Raw genomic sequence first — 19,644 nt, forward strand, 5'->3', positions numbered from 1 at the left:
GCCTTCCGCCAAAACCACAAATCATCAAAGGGACCGTATCTTAAGTAAGATACGGCCCCTTTTTATTCGGATACCTAATGCAGATAGGTAGTATCTGTAAGCACTTCTGAGGAGATTTATTTATTTATTTTATACGCGCTCTTTATTTTTTACTACTCAATTAAGTGCCCCCGTTTATTTTCCATTCCCTATACATAAGTGAATTATCGTATTTTTAAGCCGATATACGCGCACTTATGTCAAATATAGAAAAACTGATCTCGCAAAAAAGTTGGTCCAGCGAGTATAACAAAGGGTTAATAGGTCTCATCTTCGTAGGTAACTGGCTGGTTTCCCGTCACCAGCATTTCTTTAAAAAGTTTGACATCACCATGCAGCAGTATAACATCCTTCGCATTTTGCGGGGACAACATCCTAAAGCGGCTAATATCAATACTTTGAAAGAAAGGATGCTGGACAAAATGAGCGACGTTTCCCGCCTCGTGGAGCGCCTCAGAAAAGCTGGGCTGGTAGAAAGAAAAGCAAGCGAAATTGACCGTCGTGCAGTAGATGTCATGATCACTCCCAAAGGCCTCGCACTGCTCGATGAAGTCGATGTAGACCTTCCCGCCCTGGAAGATTCTCTGAACCTGTCGCTTACTGAAGAAGAAGCGAAACAACTGAACTTACTGTTAGATAAGATCCTAATGAGGTATTAAAAACAAAAAAAAGCCCGGATGAGTGAGTATTGGTACTCAGTACATCCGGACTTTTTTTATCAACTATTCTTGTTTTAGATGGTCTCCATGTAATTCAAATCCTTTCCAAATGTCTCCGGCACCAGGTAAGATGCCAGTAACCCTAAACCTATCGTAATCAGACCCACGATTCCCGCACTGGTCAGATAACTGAAAGAATGCTGTAACCAGCCAAAAAGTATCGTGATCAACACCAGCATCCCCCTCGCAAAGTTAGGCACCGTAATCGCTACCGTCGCCCGCAGGTTCGTACCAAAACTCTCCGCCGCTATCGTTACGAATATCGCCCAGAACCCAACACTGAAACCAAGTAAGAAGCAAACCGTAAAGAAGAAGGTCTTGCTGGTACCCGATTGATGGAGGTAGACAACCGTAAAAATGGTGGTGAGTAACAGGAACAGGATCATGACCTTTCGCCGGCTTTTCCACAACTGACTCACCCAGCCCGTGACAAAATCACCCAATACCAGCCCCGCATAGCAAAAGGCAATAGCATCGCCAGGCGCTATCGGGTCCTTTACCCCCATTTCGACCGCAAACTTATTAGAGTATGCTACCAATACCCCTACCACAAACCAGGTGGGTGTACCCAGCATGATGCATTTCAGGTATTTAATAAACCGCTCCCGGTTATTTATCAGCGCAAATATATTCCCTCTCTTTACCGAATTGTCTGTAGCTGCCGCATGGAACATACCAGATTCCATCACACTGATCCTCAGTAATAACAACACTAACCCCAAACCACCACCAATGAAATAACAATACCGCCAGTCAGGTACCAGCTTTGCAATCAGATTTGCCGCTATAGCACCAGAAACCCCAACGGTCGCTACGATCATTGTACCATAGCCTCGCTTTTCCTTTGGCAGTATTTCCGCTACCAGGGTTATACCAGCTCCCAGTTCACCAGCCAGACCTACCCCAGCTACAAACCTCCAGAAGGAATACGCCATCGTAGTCTGTACAAAGCCATTGGCAATATTGGCCACTGAATACAAAAGAATAGAACCGAATAATACCCGGAGCCGTCCTCTCTTATCCGCAATGATGCCCCACATGATACCGCCTAACAGCAGCCCTATCATCTGGATATTCATCAGCCAGACGCCGATACCCTTGTCAATCTCATCCTGTGATACACCCAGTGATTTCAGGCTGGGCACCCGTACTATGGTAAATAGTAATAAGTCGTAGATATCTACGAAATAACCCAATGATGCCACCAATACGGCAACATTGAAGATGGTGGAATTTTTCGAGTCTGGTTTCATGAGGATTTTAAAGATAATTATTCATTCACATCCGCATGCGGTGGCGCATGGTGCTTCGTTTTACCGAAAAATAATTTTATTAAAACAGGCAATGTGGTAATAAGTATAAGTATAATAATGATCAGTTCCAGGTGCTTCTGCAGCCCAGGAAATGCTTTACCCAGGTAATGACCCGCCAGCATCATGGAAAACACCCATACAAATGAACTGACGATATTGTAAAACATGAATTTCTTCTTGTCCATCTGTACAATACCCCCAACTATCGGAGCAAATGTGCGTACAATCGGCATAAAGCGGGCAAGGAAAATAGCCCCGCCGCCATGCTTGTCATACAATTCCTTGGCCTGGTATAAGTGCTTCTTTTTAAAGAAGAGGGTATCTTTTCTACTAAATAATAGTGGCCCCGATTTCCGGCCAATCCAGAAACCAACCGCATTTCCTAATATACCAGCAACCGCCACCATCGTCATTATCACAATCAAAGGCGTATTATAAAAACTCTCGCTCAACATAGTGCCGTAAAATCCCGCGAGGAATAACAGTGAATCGCCGGGAAGGAAGAATCCTACAAACAGACCCGTTTCTGCAAAAATGATAATCAATAACAGGTACAATCCACCATGCTCAATGATCCATGCCGGGTTAATAAGATGCTTGAATAGTTCTAAAAACTGGTCCATATGCTTTGTATAATCTCCACTAATTTAAGGTCTTGCCCTGCGGAATCGCCGCGGAAGCAAAATAAGGATTTAAACGTTATCTCTATGTTATAGTTCAGGATTAGTTCTTGGCTCCGCCAGTGCACCCTCCCATTTTGATACTACGCCAGTCGCCATCGCATTTCCAATTACGTTGGTAGCAGAACGGCCCATATCCAGCAGGTGGTCTACCCCCAGCAACAGCAATAATCCCTCGTCAGGAATCTTAAACATAGACAGAGTGCCTGCTATCACTACCAGCGACGCCCTTGGTACCCCGGCTATCCCTTTACTGGTGATCATCAATACCAGCAACATAGAGAACTGCTGCTCGATGCCCAGGTGCATATCATAAGCCTGTGCAATAAAGAGACTCGCAAAGGTCATATACATCATAGAACCATCCAGGTTGAAGGAATAACCCAGTGGCAGTACAAAGCTCACAATACGATTGTCAGCACCAAATCCTTCCAGTTCTTCCATCACCTTAGGATAAGCAGCCTCACTGCTGGCAGTACTGAACGCCAGCAATACCGGATTCTTGATCCTTTTCAGGAGATCCAAACCACGCTTACCCAATATCAGGCAACCTACCCCTGCCAGTACAAGCCACAGGGTACCAAGCCCCATATAGAACTCGCCGATAAATATACCGTAGGTTTTGAGTATCCCGGGCCCCTTCTCTGCAATCGTGGCTGCCATAGCACCAAATACGGCAAATGGTGCAAAGTTCATTACATACCCGGTTACCTTGAGCATAATATGCGCTACACTATCCAGGAACTTGATCACAATCTGGCCCAGTTCCCCTACTGCTGCAGTAGCCACACCAAAAAACAATGCAAATATTACAATCTGCAGGATCTCGTTGTGTGCCATTGCATTCACTACGCTATCCGGAAACACGTGCTCGAAAAAACCTCTCAGGGTCATATCTGCCGCTTTAATACCGGTATCTGCATGTTTATCCACCAGGTGCATGTCAGCACCAGGTTTCAATATGTTTACCAGGATCAATCCCAGAAACAGGGAAACGAAAGTAGCTGTTATAAACCATAACATGGTCTTACCTCCAATACGGCCTACGGCCTTAATATCCCCTAACTTGGCGATACCTACTACCAGCGTGGTAAATACCAACGGAGCAATGATCATTTTAACCAGGCGTAGGAAAACACTGGTCAGTATCGATACGTTTTCTACGAACTTCCCAATAGTAACTTGCCCACCATCTTTACCCGAATAAGCAATATTCACCAAATAACCTGTCAATATCCCCAGTACCATTGCTATAAAAATATACAAGGTAAGGCGGTTGGTTTTCTTCATGCAGCGGTGCTTTTTATATTAATAAATTATATAAAGTGATAAAAATCCCTCAAAAATAACGCTGTTCATCTAAAGTTGTGTGTCATTTTATAAAATTGATGCCTATATTTGGCGATCTGTAATGATTTGAAACAACAAATTACTAAACCATTCAAACGTCAACCACAATAGACATACAGTATGGGCAAACTTTTTGTAAAAAAGCCTCTCTCCATCTTATTATCAGAAGCATCTGAATCGGACAAAGGACTTAAACGCACGCTGGGCGCAGGTTCCCTGATTGCATTGGGCATTGGCGCCATCATTGGAGCAGGCCTTTTTGTAAGAACTGCTGCTGCTGCCGGACAACACGCCGGACCTGCAGTAATCTTCTCTTTTATTATTGCAGCTGCAGGTTGTGCATTAGCAGGTTTATGCTATGCAGAATTTGCATCTATGATCCCTATCGCCGGAAGTGCTTACACCTATTCTTATGCTACCATGGGTGAATTTGTCGCCTGGATCATCGGATGGGATCTCGTGCTGGAATATGCACTTGGAGCCGCTACCGTAGCCATAGGATGGGCGCAATACCTGAATAAGCTATTGGAAAAAACAGTGGGATGGACCATTCCTTACGAATGGTGCCACAGTCCATTCGAAGTTTCTGATGCGGGAGCGCATGGTATCATGAACCTCCCTGCTATATTCATATTGCTGATGCTGAGCTTATTGCTCATACGGGGTATCGAAGGTTCTGCTATGGTGAATAACATTATCGTTATCGCCAAGGTAGCCATCGTAATCCTGATCATCATTCTTGGCTGGCAGTTCATCAACCCTGCCAACCATACGCCATTCATGATCCCTGCTGATGCCGGCACTGTCACCATGCACAATGGTACAGTGATCGATTATTCTGCTTACGGGTTCCATGGTATATCAGGGGTCCTTCGGGGTGCTGGTGTTGTATTCTTTGCTTTCATTGGTTTTGATGCGGTATCTACTGCTGCACAGGAAACAATCAATCCTAAGCGCAATATGCCAATAGGTATCCTGGTTTCCCTGTTCGTATGTACTGCCTTATATATCCTCTTCTCTTACGTGCTGACAGGTATCGCTCCTTACCAGGACTTCGTGAAAGAAGGTGGTGAAGCATCTGTAGCTTACGTAATTGACAAATACATGATTGGGTACGGCTGGCTGTCTACATTCGTAACAGTAGCTATCCTGGCTGGTTTCTCATCAGTTATCCTCGTAATGCTGCTGGGACAGACCCGTGTATTCTACTCCATGGCCAACGATGGTCTGGTACCAAAAGTATTTGCTGAACTGCATCCTAAATACCGTACGCCGTACAGGTCACAGGCTATGTTCTTTGTGTTCGTATCCCTGTTCGCAGCATTCGTTCCGGATAGCGTAGTGGGTGATATGACAAGTATCGGTACCCTGTTTGCCTTCGTACTCGTATGCTTTGGAGTGATCGTAATGCGTAGAACAGATCCTGATCAGCCCCGTGAATTCAAAACTCCATGGGTGCCAGTTGTGCCTATCGTAGGTGCGTTGTTCTGCCTGGCTATGATTTTCAGCCTTGGCTGGGAAAACTGGTTAAGACTGCTGGTATGGCTGTTAATAGGCTTCATTATCTATTTCAGATATAGCGTCAAGAATAGCAACATCAGAAAAATGTAGTAATAAAATATTCTCCAAGTATAAGCAGGAAGGGGCCGGGAAATTCAGTTTTTCCGGCCTTTTCCATTAAATTTGCGTCTCTATTCTTAATAACTAATTACATTACCCAATATGGGAAGGATATTTGAAGTAAGAAAACATACCATGTTTGCCCGCTGGGACAGGATGGCAAAGCAGTTTACCAGGATAGGCAAGGAAATCGCGATAGCTGTAAAAGCGGGAGGTCCTGATCCTGATAATAATCCAGCCCTCCGCAGGTGCTTCGCGAATGCAAAGGGTGTAAACATGCCCAAAGACCGCGTAGAAGCTGCGATCAAGCGCGCGATGGGGAAAGATAAAACTGACTACGAAGAAGTTGTATACGAAGGATATGCACCGCACGGGGTGGCTGTAATGATAGAAACTGCTACAGACAACCCAACCCGTACCGTGGCTAACGTACGTATGCACTTCAACAAATTAGGCGGCTCCCTCGGCAACAGTGGTTCCGTAGGTTTCCTCTTCAACCGTGTGGGTGAATTCAAAATTAAAAACGAAGGACAGAATCTGGAAGACCTGGAACTGGAACTGATTGATGCCGGACTGGAAGAAATCGGGGAAGACAGCGAGGGTAATATCATTCTGCGTACTCCGTTCACTGAATTTGGGAACATGTCTAAAGCACTGGAAGATAGAAATATCATTCCTATCAGTGCTGAATTAAAACGACTCCCTACCACTACTACCGAGCTGAATGAAGAGCAGGCGAAAGAAGTGCTGGAACTGATTGACAGACTAGAGCAGGATGATGATGTACAGCAGGTGTTTCACACACTGAAATAATTGCAATCTTTGCATAAAATAAAAAGGGTCCGCTATGGCAGACCCTTTTTATTTTTTAAAGCTTTTCAGCAACCTTTTCCGGTTCGGTCAATAACCTTAACCCTTTCCCGTGTATGGTTTCCAGTTTAATGGTACCATCCAGCTTAAAATGCTTCCTGATACGCGTCAGGTATACATCCATGCTTCTGCCGGTGAAAAAGTCGTCATTTCCCCACACACTGAGCAGAATCCCTTCTCTCTTCAGCTTCTTATTCGCATTTTCACAGAGATACTTGAGCAACTCAGCCTCCTTAGGCGGTAAATTGATATTGGTATTGGTTGGTTGATGATATATTTTGAATTCGCTGTAATTAAACATGAGCGTACCAAGGGTGAACACCACCTGCTTGTCATGCTGTAACAGACGGCTCCGCTTCATAAACACTTCCATACGGCAGAGCAACTCTTCCATATTGAAAGGTTTCACGAGGTAATCGTCCCCACCAGCTTCAAAGCCATTCAGCTTATCCTGCTCCATATATCGGGAGGAAGCAAAAATGATAGGTACGTTCTCATCCTTGTCGCGGATTTCCCGGCACAGGGTAAACCCATCCATGCCTGGCATAATCACATCCAACAGACAGATGTCGAAGGGCTTTTCCTGAAAAGTTGCCCAGCCCTCTTCGCCATTGGCACAATGTGTCACATCATACCCGGCTTTTTCTAAATGGTTTTTTACCACTTTGGCAAAAAACAGATCATCTTCAACTAACAGTACTCCTGCTTTCATAAATGGATTTGGGTTGATAATTAAATAATTTAATTACTATTAACCTATCGTAACGTGGTGCTTGCTCAATTCGCCCTCTAAAAAATACAATACAATTTATATCCTGCGCGCTGATTTTCAAACATTCATTTTATTCATTCCTGATGACTAAGAAAAAATCAATGTCTAATATGTTAAGTATCACTCACTACAGAATTATAACATACTTAGAGAAAAAAATGTTTAAACATTAGTAATCCTAACTTAATTGTCCTGTTTCACTCAATTAGGAATTTCTTTTGCAGGAATAATAAATATTATAAAACTATTTATCATATTTGTACCTGTACTACTTGTCATTTCTTAAACCTACAACGATACAAAACAAAAACGCAAGGCCTTTTACAGCCTTGCGTTCGTATTTTAAGCTCAATTACTTTTTTTATTCAGCCACCATTTCCAGCACTACTCTCACTACATCTTCCACATTTGGCTTGGAGAAGTAATCCCCATCAGAGCCATATGCAGGGCGATGTGCCTGTGCGCTCAATGTACGTGGGGCCACATCCAGCCAGCGGTAAGCACCCTGACCTTCAATCACCTGCTGGAACATATAAGCGGTACCACCACCTGGTACGTCTTCGTCTACAAACAGGATCCTGTTCGTCTTCTTCAGTGATTCCAGGATCTTATGATTGATATCAAAAGGTAACAATGTCTGTACATCCACCAGTTCAACGGATACCTCCAGCTCTTCCAGTGTCTGCATCGCTTCTTCTACAATACGTAAAGTAGAGCCGTAAGACACGATGGTGATATCTGTACCTTCTTTAATCACTTCCGGTACACCCAATGGTACGGTAAACTCACCCAGGTTATTAGGCAGTTTTTCCTTCAGGCGGTAGCCATTCAGAGATTCGATCATCAGGGCAGGTTCATTGGCCTGCAGCAGGGTATTGTACATACCTGCCGCCTGCACCATGTTACGTGGTACACACATATGCATACCTCTCAGGGCACCCATGATCATGCTCATTGGTGAACCGGAGTGCCAGATGCCTTCCAGTCTGTGACCACGGGTACGAACGATGATAGGACACGCCTGGATACCTTTTGTACGGTATTGCAGACTGGCTACATCATCACTCAGTGGTTGCAGGCCATAGAGCAGATAATCAAGGTACTGGATTTCAGCAATTGGTCTTAAACCACGCAATGCCATCCCTATACCCTGCCCCATAATTGTTAACTCACGGATACCGGTATCGAATATGCGTTTATTGCCGTGTTTTGCCTGTAAACCAGCAAAACCCTGATTTACGTCACCAATTTTACCTACGTCTTCACCAAAGGCAAAAACTTTAGGATTATTACCGATCAGCTGATCGAAATATTTGTTCAGGATCTCGTATCCGTTTATACTTACCGCATCTTCATCATACACTGCCGGTACTGTTGGTACATTCAGTGCCGAATTCACGCCTGTAGCATGCAGGAAGGAGTTGTAATTTTCTTTTTCGCGGTCCAGCAGGTCCTCATAGTAAGTTTTCAGGGCAGCAATAGCCGGTGCCTTGATGTTCCTATGACGAAACAGGATGTTAGCAGCTGTTTTCAGGATGTCCTTTCTCCAGGGCTCCCTGTTATTCTGCAACTCCTGCAGCAGGTTATTCACCATTGCTGTATCTACCTGTGGCAATGCAGCTACTGCCTGACCAAATCCCAGCATGGTCTGTACCTCTTTGCGGATAGGCGCGATGTACTTTTCCCATGCACTCTTACGTGATTCCTGTGCAAAAGATTTGGCTTTCGCCTCTATTTCTGCCAGGGTAGCTTCGTCAGAAAGTGCATTTTCTAATATCCACTGGCGCATCTGGTGATTACAGTCAAATTCCTTTTCCCAGGTCAGTCGCTCCTTGCTTTTATAACGCTCGTGAGAACCACTGGTTGAGTGGCCCTGTGGCTGGGTCAGCTCTTCCACATGGAATAAGGCAGGAATGTGGGTTTCCCTGATCTTACGGATGCCCGCTTCAAATACCTCGCACATGGCGGCATAATCCCACCCTTTCACATTATATATATCAAAACCGTTGGATTCTTCTGTTTTACGGAAGCCTTCCAGCGCAACGCTGATGGAGTCTTTAGTCGTTTGGTACTTACGCTGTACGGAAATACCATACCCGTCGTCCCATACAAATACCGCTAACGGTACCTGCAATACACCTGCCGCATTCATGGTCTCCCAGAAGTGGCCTTCTGATGTGGATGCATCACCGATAGTAGCAAAACAGACCTCGTTCCCGTTCTTTGACAACCCTTCCAGATCCTTCAGGCTTTCTACATCCCTGAATAATTTGGAGGCAAATGCCAAACCCAGGGCCCGTGGCATTTGGGCTGCAGTAGGCGACATGTCTGTTGCAGTGTTCTTTGTTTCTGTCAGATTCAACCAATTACCATCCTGACCAAGGTTAGGAGTGGTAAAATGCGAGTTCATCTGTCGGCCTCCCGAAAATGGCTCATTGGCAAGGTCAGGATCTGCATACATCTGTGAGAAGAACTGCTCAGGAGTGGCAATACCACTGGCGAAAGCAAACGTCTGATCACGGTAGTAACCGGAACGGAAATCTCCTGGCTGGAAATACTTGGCCATGGCTACCTGAGCCACTTCCTTTCCATCTCCGAATATACCGAACTTGGCCTTACCTGTAAGGACTTCCTTACGGGCCAGCAGACTAACTTCTCTGCTTTCGCAGGCCAGGCGGTAATCCTCAAGTACTTCTTTCCGAAATTCCTCGAATGACAGCCGGCTTTCCGTATTCATAGTTAGTTCATTGTTTTCTATCATGCCTCGTTGTATATGTCACAAAAGTAAGGTATAAAATAGAAGTGAGAAATGATTGTAAATGTATCAGGTAAAATAATTAGAATTTTTTTAATAAGATTTTAATAAATTCTCTATTGAAGCGTTATTTTTGGCTGTAAATTTGTTACTTACGAAACGGTGATCATTTTTTTAACCAATCGTCTTAAACCACATTATATCAAATGAAAAAGTTTATCTTATCCCTATTTGCGAGCATGTTGTTAACTACTGCTCTTTGGGCTCAATCTCAGACTACTACACCAGCAAATCCTGTTGATGGTAAAGTGAAATTTGCGAAAGAAACCATTGACTTCGGTAAAACTAAGTTTAACAAACCAGTTTCCGTTGATTTCGAATTCACCAACGTCAGCAAAGAACCTGTTATCATTGAAACTGCACGTGCGAGCTGTGGTTGTACTACTCCTACCTGGACCAAAGAACCAATCCTGCCTGGTAAAAAAGGTAAGATTACTGCAGGTTACAGCGCAAATAGCGTAGGTACACAGAACAAAACTATCTGGGTAAAAGTTAAGGGAGTAGATCAGGATAAAGAACTGCACCTGACAGGTCAAGTTGAAAACTAATTTGTACTGCCATTGCAACGGCCCCCGTTGTATAACTTATTAAGCCTTACAGTTTTTAAAATTGTAAGGCTTTTTTTATTGCTACCAGACTCTACCTGCATACCATATATTTACCCAACCATCAGCATCTGCGAATCCACTACCTTTGTATACGCAAATCAAACACAATATATGCCTACCATTAGCAAGAGAGGTGAGGAAATGCCTGCTTCTCCCATCCGAAAACTTGTCCCTTACGCAGAAACTGCTAAGAAAAAAGGGACCAAGGTATTCCACCTGAATATCGGCCAACCCGATATTGAAACACCAAAACAGGTTCTGGATGCGGTACGCCATTCAGACTTCAAAATTCTTGAATACAGTCACAGCGCGGGAAACGAAAGCTACCGCCGCAAACTCGTGACTTATTATGAACGATTTGGTATTGAGCTGAACCATCAGCAGATCATTGTCACCACAGGTGGATCTGAAGCCATCATGTTCGCATTCATGGCCTGCCTGGATGCGGGCGATGAAGTACTCGTACCTGAGCCTTTCTATGCAAACTATAATGGGTTTGCTACAGAGGCAGGTGTAACGGTCACTACCATCACTTCTTCCATTGAAACCGGTTTCGCACTACCGGCCATGGAGGAATTCGAAAAAGCCATCACGGCACGTACCAAAGCGGTGATGATCTGCAATCCCAACAACCCCACCGGTTATCTCTACAGCCATGAAGAACTGAATGTACTGAAACAACTCTGTTTGAAGTATAACCTGTACCTCTTCTCTGACGAGGCATACAGAGAGTTCTGCTATGTAGGCGATCATTTCTCCGCCATGAATCTGGAGGGACTGGAGCAACATGTCATCCTGATGGATACCATCTCCAAGCGTTATAGCGCCTGCGGCGGCCGTATTGGCGCCCTGGTGACAAAAAACCAACAGGTATTAGACGCTGTTATGAAATTCGCTCAGGCAAGACTGAGCCCTCCTTCGTTTGCCCAGATTGCCGGCGAAGCTGCCGTGGATCTGCCGCTTAATTACTTTTGGGAAATTAAGGCTGAATACCTGTGTCGCAGAGATCTGCTGGTGAGCATGCTCAACGAAATTCCAGGCGTGTTCTGCCCTAATCCGGGTGGCGCATTTTACGCAATGGCCCGCCTGCCGATCGATGACAGCGATAAATTCTGCCAGTGGCTGCTGGAAAGCTTCGATTACGAAGGCAAAACACTGATGCTGGCACCAGCTACCGGTTTTTATGCAACCCCAGGTTTAGGCCGTAATGAAGTAAGACTCGCCTATGTCATTAATACCGATGATATCCGTCAGGCTATGATCTGTTTAAGAAAAGCGCTCGAAATCTATCCAGGTCGCACTGAAGTCGCACAGGAAACGATGGCCGAAGCCAGACAATAGTTACATTATATAAAATTACATATAATAGATATTCTCTTCAGAAATAGAAAAAGAGGCCAAAACGGCCTCTTTTTTACATTAAGAAAAAATATATGTACATTTTTTTAAACAAAATGTGCAATATTTCTATAAAAAATGTTGGATTCTTCAATTTAGTTCGTATATTTGAATTGTGAACGACGGGATAGAGATAGAAGTAAAGAATAGTGAAACTCGTGGTTTAGCATAAATTTAACCTTAGAAATTTTTCCGAACGTTTTTATCAACCGAACTTTACTCCGTCAACACAAAGGTGTTGCGACTACAGAAAAAAGAAATTTTCAGATTTCTGTAAAAAAGTTTGAAGAAAACTAAAACGTTTTAGCAAAATACCGTATTTTTGTATCAGTTTTTCATAACGTGGAATTTATAAAGGCAAACGGCTCCGTTCACGGAGCCGTATTTTTTTGCCCAATATCCAAGTAAACTATTGATAATCAATACTATTTATATCTCACTCCATAAAAAGGGGCTTTTGCATAGTGCAAAAGCCCCTTTCTTTTCAACCAGTATTTTAGCATAAATAGGAACGGCCCGGACATAGCCGGACCGCCTTTTGGTCATATTCTACATACAAACTAATCTTACATGTGCTTCTTAATCATGGTAAAGAAGTCATCGAACAGGTAACGGCTGTCATACGGACCAGGAGTTGACTCCGGATGGTACTGTACGGAGAATGCAGGTTTGTTCTTAATCCTGATACCTTCGATTGACTCGTCGTTCAGGTTTACGTGTGTTACCTCTACATGCTCGCTGGCAGCTATTGCCTTCGGATCTACCGCAAAACCGTGGTTCTGGGTAGTGATTTCGCAACGACCAGTCGCCAGGTTCTTTACCGGATGGTTCAGACCGCGGTGGCCGTGGTGCATTTTATAAGTAGGGATGTCGTTGGCCAGTGCCAGCAACTGATGTCCCAGACAGATGCCAAACATTGGCTTTTCTGCCGCCAGAATTTTCTTCACTGTATCCACTGCATATTTCAGCGGCGCCGGATCACCAGGACCATTGGATACAAAGTAAGCATTCGGCTTGAATTTCTCGCACTCTTCAAAAGGAGTATCTGTAGGGAATACCTGCAGGTAAGCACCTTTGTCAGACAGGCATTTCAGCATATTACGCTTTACACCATTGTCCAGTACTGCTATACGAATCTCAGCGTTAGGATCGCCTACATTATAAGCTTCTTTAGTAGACACTTCCTTGCAGAGTGCCTGACCTTCCATTGAAGGTACTTCCTTCAGCTTAGCTTTCAGCTGATCTACGTCAAGTATTTCGGAAGAAATGATACAGTTCATCGCACCCTGGCTACGGATGTGTGATACCAGCGCACGGGTATCTACATCGTAAATAGTAACCAGGTTATTCTCGTTCAGGAAATTCTCAAGAGAACCATCCGCCAATGGACGGGAGTAATTGTATGCAATGTTCTTAGCGATCAAGCCATTAATTTTCACACTTTCACTCTCTACATCATCCTTTTTCACCCCATAATTACCGATATAGCAATTATTCATAATAAGGACCTGCCCTTTATAGGAAGGATCGGTAAATACTTCCTGGTATCCCGTCATACCAGTATTAAAACACAGCTCACCGGAAGCGGTGCCTATTTTACCAAAAGCTTTTCCCTGAAATACTGTTCCATCTTCTAACAGTAATATCGCAGGCTGGATTGATCTTGTCTGAGGCATTGCTTATTATTCTTTTTTAAAAAATCGTGCAAAGTTATTGAATAATAGCTTAAGAATTGAGAAAAACTCAGATTAATTCTTCGCCCACCTCAGCAATTACTTAATATGTATCGATTTTATGATACGTAATGCGGCTGTAGATGCATCTTTATCATCATCACGGTACCTTATTCCAATTTCCCAGCGGTGTTGTCCACGGGTCACCAGCAGGTCATAAAATGAGAGTCGAAGGGAACCTTTGTAGCTAAAGGTACCCTGCAGCAGCAATGCATCCATACCACTTTGAGTAATGTGGCTGGTCGTATATTTCAGATCAGAGATGGCATCTTCTTTCTGCATTCCGTTCGCAGCAGTAGTAGCTGCAAGTTCCAGATCGTTCGAAATGTTAGTCCGGAAGCTGAACATGTTTACCATTACCTGCATACCTTCCTCTGATCGGTTACGATAGCTTTTGGCATATTCGACCAGCGGAGCCAGTTCAGGGGTCAGTGGCTGGTCGTTGACACCCAGGTGCATTGGTGTGCTTATTTCGACCGCCTGGCGGCCAATAACAACAGTTTCCCAGGTCGAATAAAGCCAGGACTTATCTATTTTAGGATAGATGATGCTTATGACCATTTTCTTGCCGAAATACCCCCCGGCTACTGCAGCAAGACCTATTACGAGAATCAGGGATACAAGCGCACCCCGCCGGCCGGCCCATTTAATATATCTTTCTTTGAGACTTTCTTTAGGTTCTTCTTCTTTCACATAGATGCCAACTTCCTGTTGGAATGCTTCAAAATCGCCTTCCGGGCGTTTTTGTTTCCAGTTAGAGAAGCAGTTCTCTATCTTTTTGCCACATTTTTCACAAAATGTGAGGAATTCAGAGCGTGACGGGTTGTGGTGAGCACAGGCGTTGCACTTTAAATAAATCATAGGTTTCAGAGATTATGGTTAGTTGTCCTGTTAGCAATATTACAAAATAATCTAATTAATTAATTGAATAATACGACAGCTGCCAGAGGCCCTCTCCTATTCTACAAATAAAAAAATCCCGGGATTACTCCCGGGACTCTTTCATTATCTTCGGATACTATTTGCTAATTACTCAGCAGTTTTCTCTTCAGTTGCATTTGCCGCTGCATCATTCTTCTTAGCACCGCCGGCACGACGGGTTTTCTTCGCAGGAGCTGCTTTCTCTTCCACTTTACCACCGTAGATTTCGTTGAAATCAACCAGTTCGATCAGTGCAGTTTCAGCATTATCGCCCATACGTTTGCCAAGCTTGATGATACGGGTATAACCACCTGGGCGGTTTGCGATTTTCTCGCTTACTGCACCAAAGATTTCCTTGATCGCTTCTTTGTTCTGCAGGTAGCTGAACACAATTCTACGGTTGTGGGTAGAATCGTCCTTTGCTCTTGTCAGCAGAGGCTCAACATAAACACGCAGCGCCTTAGCTTTCGCCAGGGTGGTGGTGATACGTTTGTGATTGATCAATTCGATAGCCAGGTTAGATAACAGGGCTTTACGATGAGAAGCAGTTCTGCTTAAGTGGTTCACTTTATTACCGTGACGCATGACATTGTGATTTTAGATTCCCCTGTACCGTGTCAGGAATTACAGAGTACTTATGTTATAAAGTAGTTTAGACTATTCTTCGTCTAGTTTCAGTTTGGAAAGATCCATACCGAAATGCAGACCTCTTTCGTTCAGTACCTGCTCGATTTCGCTCAGGGATTTCTGACCAAAGTTTCTGAACTTCATCAGCTCTTCCTGTTCGTACTGTACCAGTTCGCTCAGGGAGTTGATTTTAGCAGCTTTCAGACAGTTGAAAGCACGTACGCTCAGATCCAGATCTTCCAGTGGAGTCTTCAGGATCTTACGCAGCTGCAGTGTTTGTTCATCAACCACATCTTCTTTCTCAGTATCCTTCGTATCAAAGCTGATATTTTCGTCAGTGATGATCATCAGGTGCTGGATCAGGATGCGGGAAGCTTGTTTAACAGCTTCTTCCGGGTGGATGGTACCATCAGTGATCACTTCCATGATCAGCTTCTCGTAGTCAGTCTTCTGCTCCACACGGGTATTTTCAATGCTATACTTTACATTCTTAATAGGTGTAAAGATAGAGTCGATGGCGATGTAGCCGAATACTGCATCCTTTGGTTTGTTTTCCTCAGCAGGCACATAACCACGGCCTTTACCGATAGTCAGTTCGATATCCAGCTTTGAAGATGGATCGAGTGTGCAGATGAGTAACTCAGGATTCATAATCTGGAAAGCACTGGTAGCTTTCTCGATCATATCAGCACGGAACTCGGTCTTACCTTTGATAGAGATCTGGATCTTTTCGTTGCTCACTTCATTCTCCACGATCCTTTTGAAACGAACCTGTTTCAGGTTCAGGATGATCTCAGTTACGTCTTCGGTAATTCCTTTTAAAGTTGCAAACTCGTGGTCTGCTCCTTCTATCTTTATTCCCACAATGGCATAACCCTCCAGTGATGACAACAGGACACGACGAAGCGCGTTACCTACAGTCACCCCATAACCCGGTTCTAACGGCCGGAATTCGAATTGAGCTTCAAAGTCTGTTGACTTTTGCAAAACGATCTTATCAGGCTTTTGGAAATTCAGAATTGCCATTGATATGTTAAGTTTAAATGTTTATGTAAAACTGCCAATAGCCGTCAGCAGGCAATCATTAGATACCAATATAAGAACCTTACATTGATAACTGACGATGCTTCGCTAACGGCTAAAGTATTGTTATTATTTAGAGTACAATTCTACGATCAGCTGTTCCTTGATATTCTCAGGAACTGCTTCCCTTTCAGGATAGGCGATGAAAGTACCTTTCAGTTCTTTCTCGTTCCAATCCAACCAGCTGAATTTAGGGTTTTTACCACGAATGTTGCTGGTGATTGCAGTGTTAGTTGCAGCAGATTCTTTCAGTCCAATGATATCACCTGGTTGCAGTTGATAAGAAGGGATGTTCATTACCTGACCGTTTACAGTGATGTGCTTGTGAGACACCAGCTGACGAGCAGCAGGACGGGAAGGAGCAATACCCATACGGAATACTGCATTATCCAGACGAGCTTCCAGTAATTTGATCAATACTTCACCGGTAACGCCTTTACGACGGTTTGCCTCAACGAACAGGTTAGCGAACTGACGCTCTAATACACCATAAGTGTATTTAGCTTTCTGTTTTTCACGCAGCTGCAGTGCGTATTCACCCAGCTGTTTACGCTTACGGGTTGCACCATGCTGACCCGGAGGGTTGCTGTTCTTTCCTAAATACTTACCGTTACCTAAAATCGGCTCTCCGAAAATTCTGGAGATCTTGGTCTTTGGTCCTGTGTACCTTGCCATTTTGTTACTAGATTTTTTAGTTACGATATATGATCTTTAAAAAATCTTAAACACGATCATATACCCACTTGTTTGTTAAAATTTCTGAATTAGAAATTCGAAAGTAGTCAGTGAGAGTTTTCCCTCAGCTATCCACTTTCGAAAATCTTCAGTATATTATATAGATACTATACTCTTCTCTTCTTAGGAGGACGGCAACCATTGTGTGGCAGCGGAGTCACATCCTTGATCATAGTCACTTCGATACCGGAGTTAGCGATCGCACGGATTGCGCTCTCACGTCCTGCTCCTGGACCTTTTACAAAAACATCTGCTCTTTTCAGACCAGCATCCAGTGCTACTTTAGCAGCATCGGAAGCAGCCAGCTGGGCAGCATATGGAGTGTTCTTCTTAGAACCCTTGAAGCCCATTTTACCAGCAGTAGACCAGGAGATTACCTGTCCTTGCTTGTTGGTAATGCTGATGATAATGTTGTTGAAACTAGCAGAAATGTGAACATCACCGTAGTTATCTACTTTAACTACCCTTTTCTTGCTAGCTGCAGCTTTTGTATTTTGTGCTTTTGCCATAATTATATAAAATTCCAGGTTCCAGGTTCCAGATACACCACGTCATCTTTACGACAATTGGAAACTGGAACTTGTTATTTGTATTATCAAGATTATTTCTTAGGCGCTTTTTTCTTACCTGCAACCGTCTTACGTTTACCTTTACGGGTACGGCTGTTAGTACGAGTACGCTGGCCTCTGAGCGGTAAGCCCTTTCTGTGGCGAAGACCACGGTAACAAGCGATATCCAGCAGACGCTTGATATTCATTTGTACTTCAGAACGCAGCTGACCTTCTACCTTAAACTCACCATTGATGATGTTACGGATAGTTGTCTGCTCATCATCGTTCCAGTCTTTTACTTTCTTGTTAAAGTCAATTCCTGACTTCTCCAGAATGTACTGAGCGGTAGAACGGCCAATACCATAGATATAGGTCAGACCAATTTCTCCTCTTTTATTCTTAGGTAGATCGATACCGGCTATACGTGCCATATTTGAATTAAATTTTCTAGTTTATTTAATATGATTAACCCTGACGTTGTTTAAAACGAGGATTCTTCTTGTTGATCACCAACAATTTACCCTTCCTGCGCACGATCTTACAATCTGCACTTCTTTTTTTTATGGAAGCTCTTACCTTCATAAGTTATGAGTTATAAGTCTATGTGTTTATTTATATCTAAATATGATCCTTCCTCTGCTCAAATCATATGGGCTCATCTCGACCCCTACCTTATCGCCAGGAAGGATGCGGATATAGTGCATTCTCATTTTGCCAGAAATGGTGGCCAAAATCTCATGCCCATTTTCCAATTTCACCCGGAACATAGCGTTAGACAAGGCTTCTAGTATTATTCCATCCTGTTTAATGAGTGCCTGTTTTGCCATAAAAATTTTTAGGACTGCAAAGATAGCGAAATCTTCGTAAAAAATAAAATTCTAAAAATAAACCTGAATAATTGTCTGAGAAAACGAATTATAATCGTCCTTACTCATTAACTATCAATAGGTTGCGGTTAATGCAGGATTTTCCGCCTCTGCCTTCTCGATACCGGCAAATGACGATAAAAGGTCTGCTTTCCCTTTCATTACTGCCACATTGTGCTCAAAGTGAACGGAAGGTTTCTCGTCGCGGGTGATCACTGTCCACCCATCTTCCATATACTCCACGTCCTTTGTGCCCAGGTTGATCATCGGTTCGATCGCAATCACCAGTCCTTCTTTCATGATAGGACCACTGCCTCTCTTACCGTAATTAGGTACCTGAGGATCTTCGTGCAGGTGACGACCCAGACCATGACCTACCAGCTCACGTACCACGCCATAACCCCTCTCTTTCTCGGTATATTCCTGAATAGCATGAGCGATGTCACCAACACGGTTACCTGCCACAGCTTTCTCTATACCTTTATACAAAGCGGCCTTGGTTGCCTTCATTAACTGTAAAACTTCCGGTTTTACATTACCTACCGCAAAGGTGTAAGCACTGTCGCCATGGAAGCCGTTCAGCAATACCCCTACGTCTACGCTCACGATGTCGCCATCCTGTACCACGTAGCTGTTAGGAATACCATGTACCACCTCTGCATTCACAGAGATACAGCAGGCCTTAGGGAACCCTTTATAGTTCTTGAAGGAAGGTACGGCGCCGTTGGCTACGATGAAGTCTTCAACGATCTTGTCGATATCATCAGTAGTCATACCCGGTTTCAGCTTCTTAGCTACCTCTTCCAATGTTGCGCTCACTAATAATGCGCTTTTGCGCATCAATTCGATTTCGTCTTTAGTCTTATAATGCACCATAGTAAAAACGGGTTGGACTTGTGTCTTTTAAACAGTGAAGCCACCAAGCATAAAGCCTGCAGCAGGGT

19 protein-coding genes and 1 pseudogene are annotated in these 19,644 nt (G+C 43.8%); 5 read left to right on the plus strand and 15 right to left on the minus strand.

Annotation, left to right across the window (positions count from 1 at the left end):
* Nucleotides 1-236 precede the first annotated feature (236 nt).
* Nucleotides 237-698 carry a MarR family winged helix-turn-helix transcriptional regulator gene (locus BW716_RS03365; RefSeq protein ID WP_083720970.1) on the plus strand — a complete coding sequence of 154 codons (462 nt, stop codon included), beginning with the start codon at nucleotides 237-239 and terminating at the stop codon, nucleotides 696-698.
* 74 nt (nucleotides 699-772) lie between these two features.
* Here the strand turns inward: BW716_RS03365 and BW716_RS03370 are convergent, their stop codons facing one another.
* The 3 genes from BW716_RS03370 to BW716_RS03380 all read right to left on the minus strand — a co-directional run bounded on the left by BW716_RS03370 (nucleotide 773) and on the right by BW716_RS03380 (nucleotide 4,041).
* The gene (locus BW716_RS03370; RefSeq protein WP_083720972.1) at nucleotides 773-2,011 is read right to left on the minus strand and encodes an MFS transporter; all 1,239 of its coding nucleotides are present in this window, start codon (nucleotides 2,009-2,011) and stop codon (nucleotides 773-775) included.
* Between the two features lie 17 nt (nucleotides 2,012-2,028).
* Nucleotides 2,029-2,694 (minus strand): DedA family protein, encoded by a 666-nt coding sequence (locus BW716_RS03375; protein WP_083720975.1) that lies wholly within the window; start codon nucleotides 2,692-2,694, stop codon nucleotides 2,029-2,031.
* Between the two features lie 87 nt (nucleotides 2,695-2,781).
* Nucleotides 2,782-4,041, minus strand: a complete 1,260-nt coding sequence (locus BW716_RS03380; RefSeq protein WP_083720977.1) for a dicarboxylate/amino acid:cation symporter — start codon at nucleotides 4,039-4,041, stop codon at nucleotides 2,782-2,784.
* 180 nt (nucleotides 4,042-4,221) lie between these two features.
* Between BW716_RS03380 and BW716_RS03385 the strand changes: the two genes are divergently transcribed.
* Complete coding sequence (locus tag BW716_RS03385; RefSeq protein WP_083720980.1) at nucleotides 4,222-5,712, plus strand: amino acid permease; 1,491 nt, start codon at nucleotides 4,222-4,224, stop codon at nucleotides 5,710-5,712.
* A gap of 111 nt (nucleotides 5,713-5,823) precedes the next feature.
* The gene (locus tag BW716_RS03390) at nucleotides 5,824-6,534 is read left to right on the plus strand and encodes a YebC/PmpR family DNA-binding transcriptional regulator (RefSeq protein WP_083720982.1); all 711 of its coding nucleotides are present in this window, start codon (nucleotides 5,824-5,826) and stop codon (nucleotides 6,532-6,534) included.
* A gap of 55 nt (nucleotides 6,535-6,589) precedes the next feature.
* On the opposite strand, the gene BW716_RS03395 is transcribed toward BW716_RS03390, so the two are convergent.
* Nucleotides 6,590-7,303 (minus strand): response regulator transcription factor, encoded by a 714-nt coding sequence (locus BW716_RS03395; protein ID WP_083720984.1) that lies wholly within the window; start codon nucleotides 7,301-7,303, stop codon nucleotides 6,590-6,592.
* A 421-nt stretch (nucleotides 7,304-7,724) separates the two neighbouring features.
* Nucleotides 7,725-10,124 (minus strand): thiamine pyrophosphate-dependent enzyme, encoded by a 2,400-nt coding sequence (locus BW716_RS03400; protein ID WP_083720986.1) that lies wholly within the window; start codon nucleotides 10,122-10,124, stop codon nucleotides 7,725-7,727.
* 200 nt (nucleotides 10,125-10,324) lie between these two features.
* On the opposite strand from BW716_RS03400, the gene BW716_RS03405 reads away from it, so the two are divergent.
* A complete protein-coding gene (locus BW716_RS03405) occupies nucleotides 10,325-10,726 on the plus strand; it encodes a DUF1573 domain-containing protein (RefSeq protein ID WP_083720988.1) in 402 nt (133 codons plus the stop codon).
* A gap of 171 nt (nucleotides 10,727-10,897) precedes the next feature.
* A complete protein-coding gene (locus BW716_RS03410) occupies nucleotides 10,898-12,127 on the plus strand; it encodes a pyridoxal phosphate-dependent aminotransferase (protein WP_083720990.1) in 1,230 nt (409 codons plus the stop codon).
* 623 nt (nucleotides 12,128-12,750) lie between these two features.
* Here the strand turns inward: BW716_RS03410 and carA are convergent.
* The 10 genes and pseudogenes from carA to map all read right to left on the minus strand — a co-directional run bounded on the left by carA (nucleotide 12,751) and on the right by map (nucleotide 19,576).
* Nucleotides 12,751-13,860 carry a glutamine-hydrolyzing carbamoyl-phosphate synthase small subunit gene (gene carA / locus BW716_RS03415; protein ID WP_083720992.1) on the minus strand — a complete coding sequence of 370 codons (1,110 nt, stop codon included), beginning with the start codon at nucleotides 13,858-13,860 and terminating at the stop codon, nucleotides 12,751-12,753.
* Between the two features lie 96 nt (nucleotides 13,861-13,956).
* Nucleotides 13,957-14,778, minus strand: a complete 822-nt coding sequence (locus BW716_RS03420; RefSeq protein ID WP_083720994.1) for a hypothetical protein — start codon at nucleotides 14,776-14,778, stop codon at nucleotides 13,957-13,959.
* Between the two features lie 294 nt (nucleotides 14,779-15,072).
* A pseudogene (gene rplQ, locus BW716_RS03425) lies at nucleotides 15,073-15,423 on the minus strand (50S ribosomal protein L17); the annotation flags it as partial.
* 72 nt (nucleotides 15,424-15,495) lie between these two features.
* On the minus strand, nucleotides 15,496-16,491 hold the full coding sequence (locus tag BW716_RS03430) for a DNA-directed RNA polymerase subunit alpha (RefSeq protein ID WP_083720999.1): 996 nt from the start codon (nucleotides 16,489-16,491) through the stop codon (nucleotides 15,496-15,498).
* A 126-nt stretch (nucleotides 16,492-16,617) separates the two neighbouring features.
* A complete protein-coding gene (rpsD, locus tag BW716_RS03435; protein WP_083721001.1) occupies nucleotides 16,618-17,223 on the minus strand; it encodes a 30S ribosomal protein S4 in 606 nt (201 codons plus the stop codon).
* A gap of 167 nt (nucleotides 17,224-17,390) precedes the next feature.
* Nucleotides 17,391-17,792 carry a 30S ribosomal protein S11 gene (rpsK, locus tag BW716_RS03440; RefSeq protein WP_072360630.1) on the minus strand — a complete coding sequence of 134 codons (402 nt, stop codon included), beginning with the start codon at nucleotides 17,790-17,792 and terminating at the stop codon, nucleotides 17,391-17,393.
* A gap of 92 nt (nucleotides 17,793-17,884) precedes the next feature.
* Nucleotides 17,885-18,265: a 30S ribosomal protein S13 gene (gene rpsM, locus BW716_RS03445; RefSeq protein ID WP_072360628.1), complete on the minus strand. Its 381-nt coding sequence runs from the start codon at nucleotides 18,263-18,265 to the stop codon at nucleotides 17,885-17,887.
* A gap of 34 nt (nucleotides 18,266-18,299) precedes the next feature.
* The gene (gene rpmJ / locus BW716_RS03450; RefSeq protein ID WP_072360626.1) at nucleotides 18,300-18,416 is read right to left on the minus strand and encodes a 50S ribosomal protein L36; all 117 of its coding nucleotides are present in this window, start codon (nucleotides 18,414-18,416) and stop codon (nucleotides 18,300-18,302) included.
* A gap of 26 nt (nucleotides 18,417-18,442) precedes the next feature.
* A complete protein-coding gene (infA, locus tag BW716_RS03455; protein ID WP_012789309.1) occupies nucleotides 18,443-18,661 on the minus strand; it encodes a translation initiation factor IF-1 in 219 nt (72 codons plus the stop codon).
* A 114-nt stretch (nucleotides 18,662-18,775) separates the two neighbouring features.
* The gene (map, locus tag BW716_RS03460; protein ID WP_083721003.1) at nucleotides 18,776-19,576 is read right to left on the minus strand and encodes a type I methionyl aminopeptidase; all 801 of its coding nucleotides are present in this window, start codon (nucleotides 19,574-19,576) and stop codon (nucleotides 18,776-18,778) included.
* Nucleotides 19,577-19,644: the final 68 nt, after the last annotated feature.

The organism is [Flexibacter] sp. ATCC 35208 (genome assembly GCF_001975825.1).
Taxonomy (GTDB): Bacteria; Bacteroidota; Bacteroidia; order Chitinophagales; family Chitinophagaceae; genus Chitinophaga.

Excerpts from the sequence above, each read along its gene's own strand:
- BW716_RS03365 (WP_083720970.1), top strand. The coding sequence starts at position 237 with ATGTCAAATATAGAAAAACTGATCTCGCAAAAAAGTTGGTCCAGCGAG.
- BW716_RS03370 (WP_083720972.1), bottom strand. The coding sequence starts at position 2,011 with ATGAAACCAGACTCGAAAAATTCCACCATCTTCAATGTTGCCGTATTG.
- BW716_RS03375 (WP_083720975.1), bottom strand. The coding sequence starts at position 2,694 with ATGGACCAGTTTTTAGAACTATTCAAGCATCTTATTAACCCGGCATGG.
- BW716_RS03380 (WP_083720977.1), bottom strand. The coding sequence starts at position 4,041 with ATGAAGAAAACCAACCGCCTTACCTTGTATATTTTTATAGCAATGGTA.
- BW716_RS03385 (WP_083720980.1), top strand. The coding sequence starts at position 4,222 with ATGGGCAAACTTTTTGTAAAAAAGCCTCTCTCCATCTTATTATCAGAA.
- BW716_RS03390 (WP_083720982.1), top strand. The coding sequence starts at position 5,824 with ATGGGAAGGATATTTGAAGTAAGAAAACATACCATGTTTGCCCGCTGG.
- BW716_RS03395 (WP_083720984.1), bottom strand. The coding sequence starts at position 7,303 with ATGAAAGCAGGAGTACTGTTAGTTGAAGATGATCTGTTTTTTGCCAAA.
- BW716_RS03400 (WP_083720986.1), bottom strand. The coding sequence starts at position 10,124 with ATGATAGAAAACAATGAACTAACTATGAATACGGAAAGCCGGCTGTCA.
- BW716_RS03405 (WP_083720988.1), top strand. The coding sequence starts at position 10,325 with ATGAAAAAGTTTATCTTATCCCTATTTGCGAGCATGTTGTTAACTACT.
- BW716_RS03410 (WP_083720990.1), top strand. The coding sequence starts at position 10,898 with ATGCCTACCATTAGCAAGAGAGGTGAGGAAATGCCTGCTTCTCCCATC.
- carA (WP_083720992.1), bottom strand. The coding sequence starts at position 13,860 with ATGCCTCAGACAAGATCAATCCAGCCTGCGATATTACTGTTAGAAGAT.
- BW716_RS03420 (WP_083720994.1), bottom strand. The coding sequence starts at position 14,778 with ATGATTTATTTAAAGTGCAACGCCTGTGCTCACCACAACCCGTCACGC.
- BW716_RS03430 (WP_083720999.1), bottom strand. The coding sequence starts at position 16,491 with ATGGCAATTCTGAATTTCCAAAAGCCTGATAAGATCGTTTTGCAAAAG.
- rpsD (WP_083721001.1), bottom strand. The coding sequence starts at position 17,223 with ATGGCAAGGTACACAGGACCAAAGACCAAGATCTCCAGAATTTTCGGA.
- rpsK (WP_072360630.1), bottom strand. The coding sequence starts at position 17,792 with ATGGCAAAAGCACAAAATACAAAAGCTGCAGCTAGCAAGAAAAGGGTA.
- rpsM (WP_072360628.1), bottom strand. The coding sequence starts at position 18,265 with ATGGCACGTATAGCCGGTATCGATCTACCTAAGAATAAAAGAGGAGAA.
- rpmJ (WP_072360626.1), bottom strand. The coding sequence starts at position 18,416 with ATGAAGGTAAGAGCTTCCATAAAAAAAAGAAGTGCAGATTGTAAGATC.
- infA (WP_012789309.1), bottom strand. The coding sequence starts at position 18,661 with ATGGCAAAACAGGCACTCATTAAACAGGATGGAATAATACTAGAAGCC.
- map (WP_083721003.1), bottom strand. The coding sequence starts at position 19,576 with ATGGTGCATTATAAGACTAAAGACGAAATCGAATTGATGCGCAAAAGC.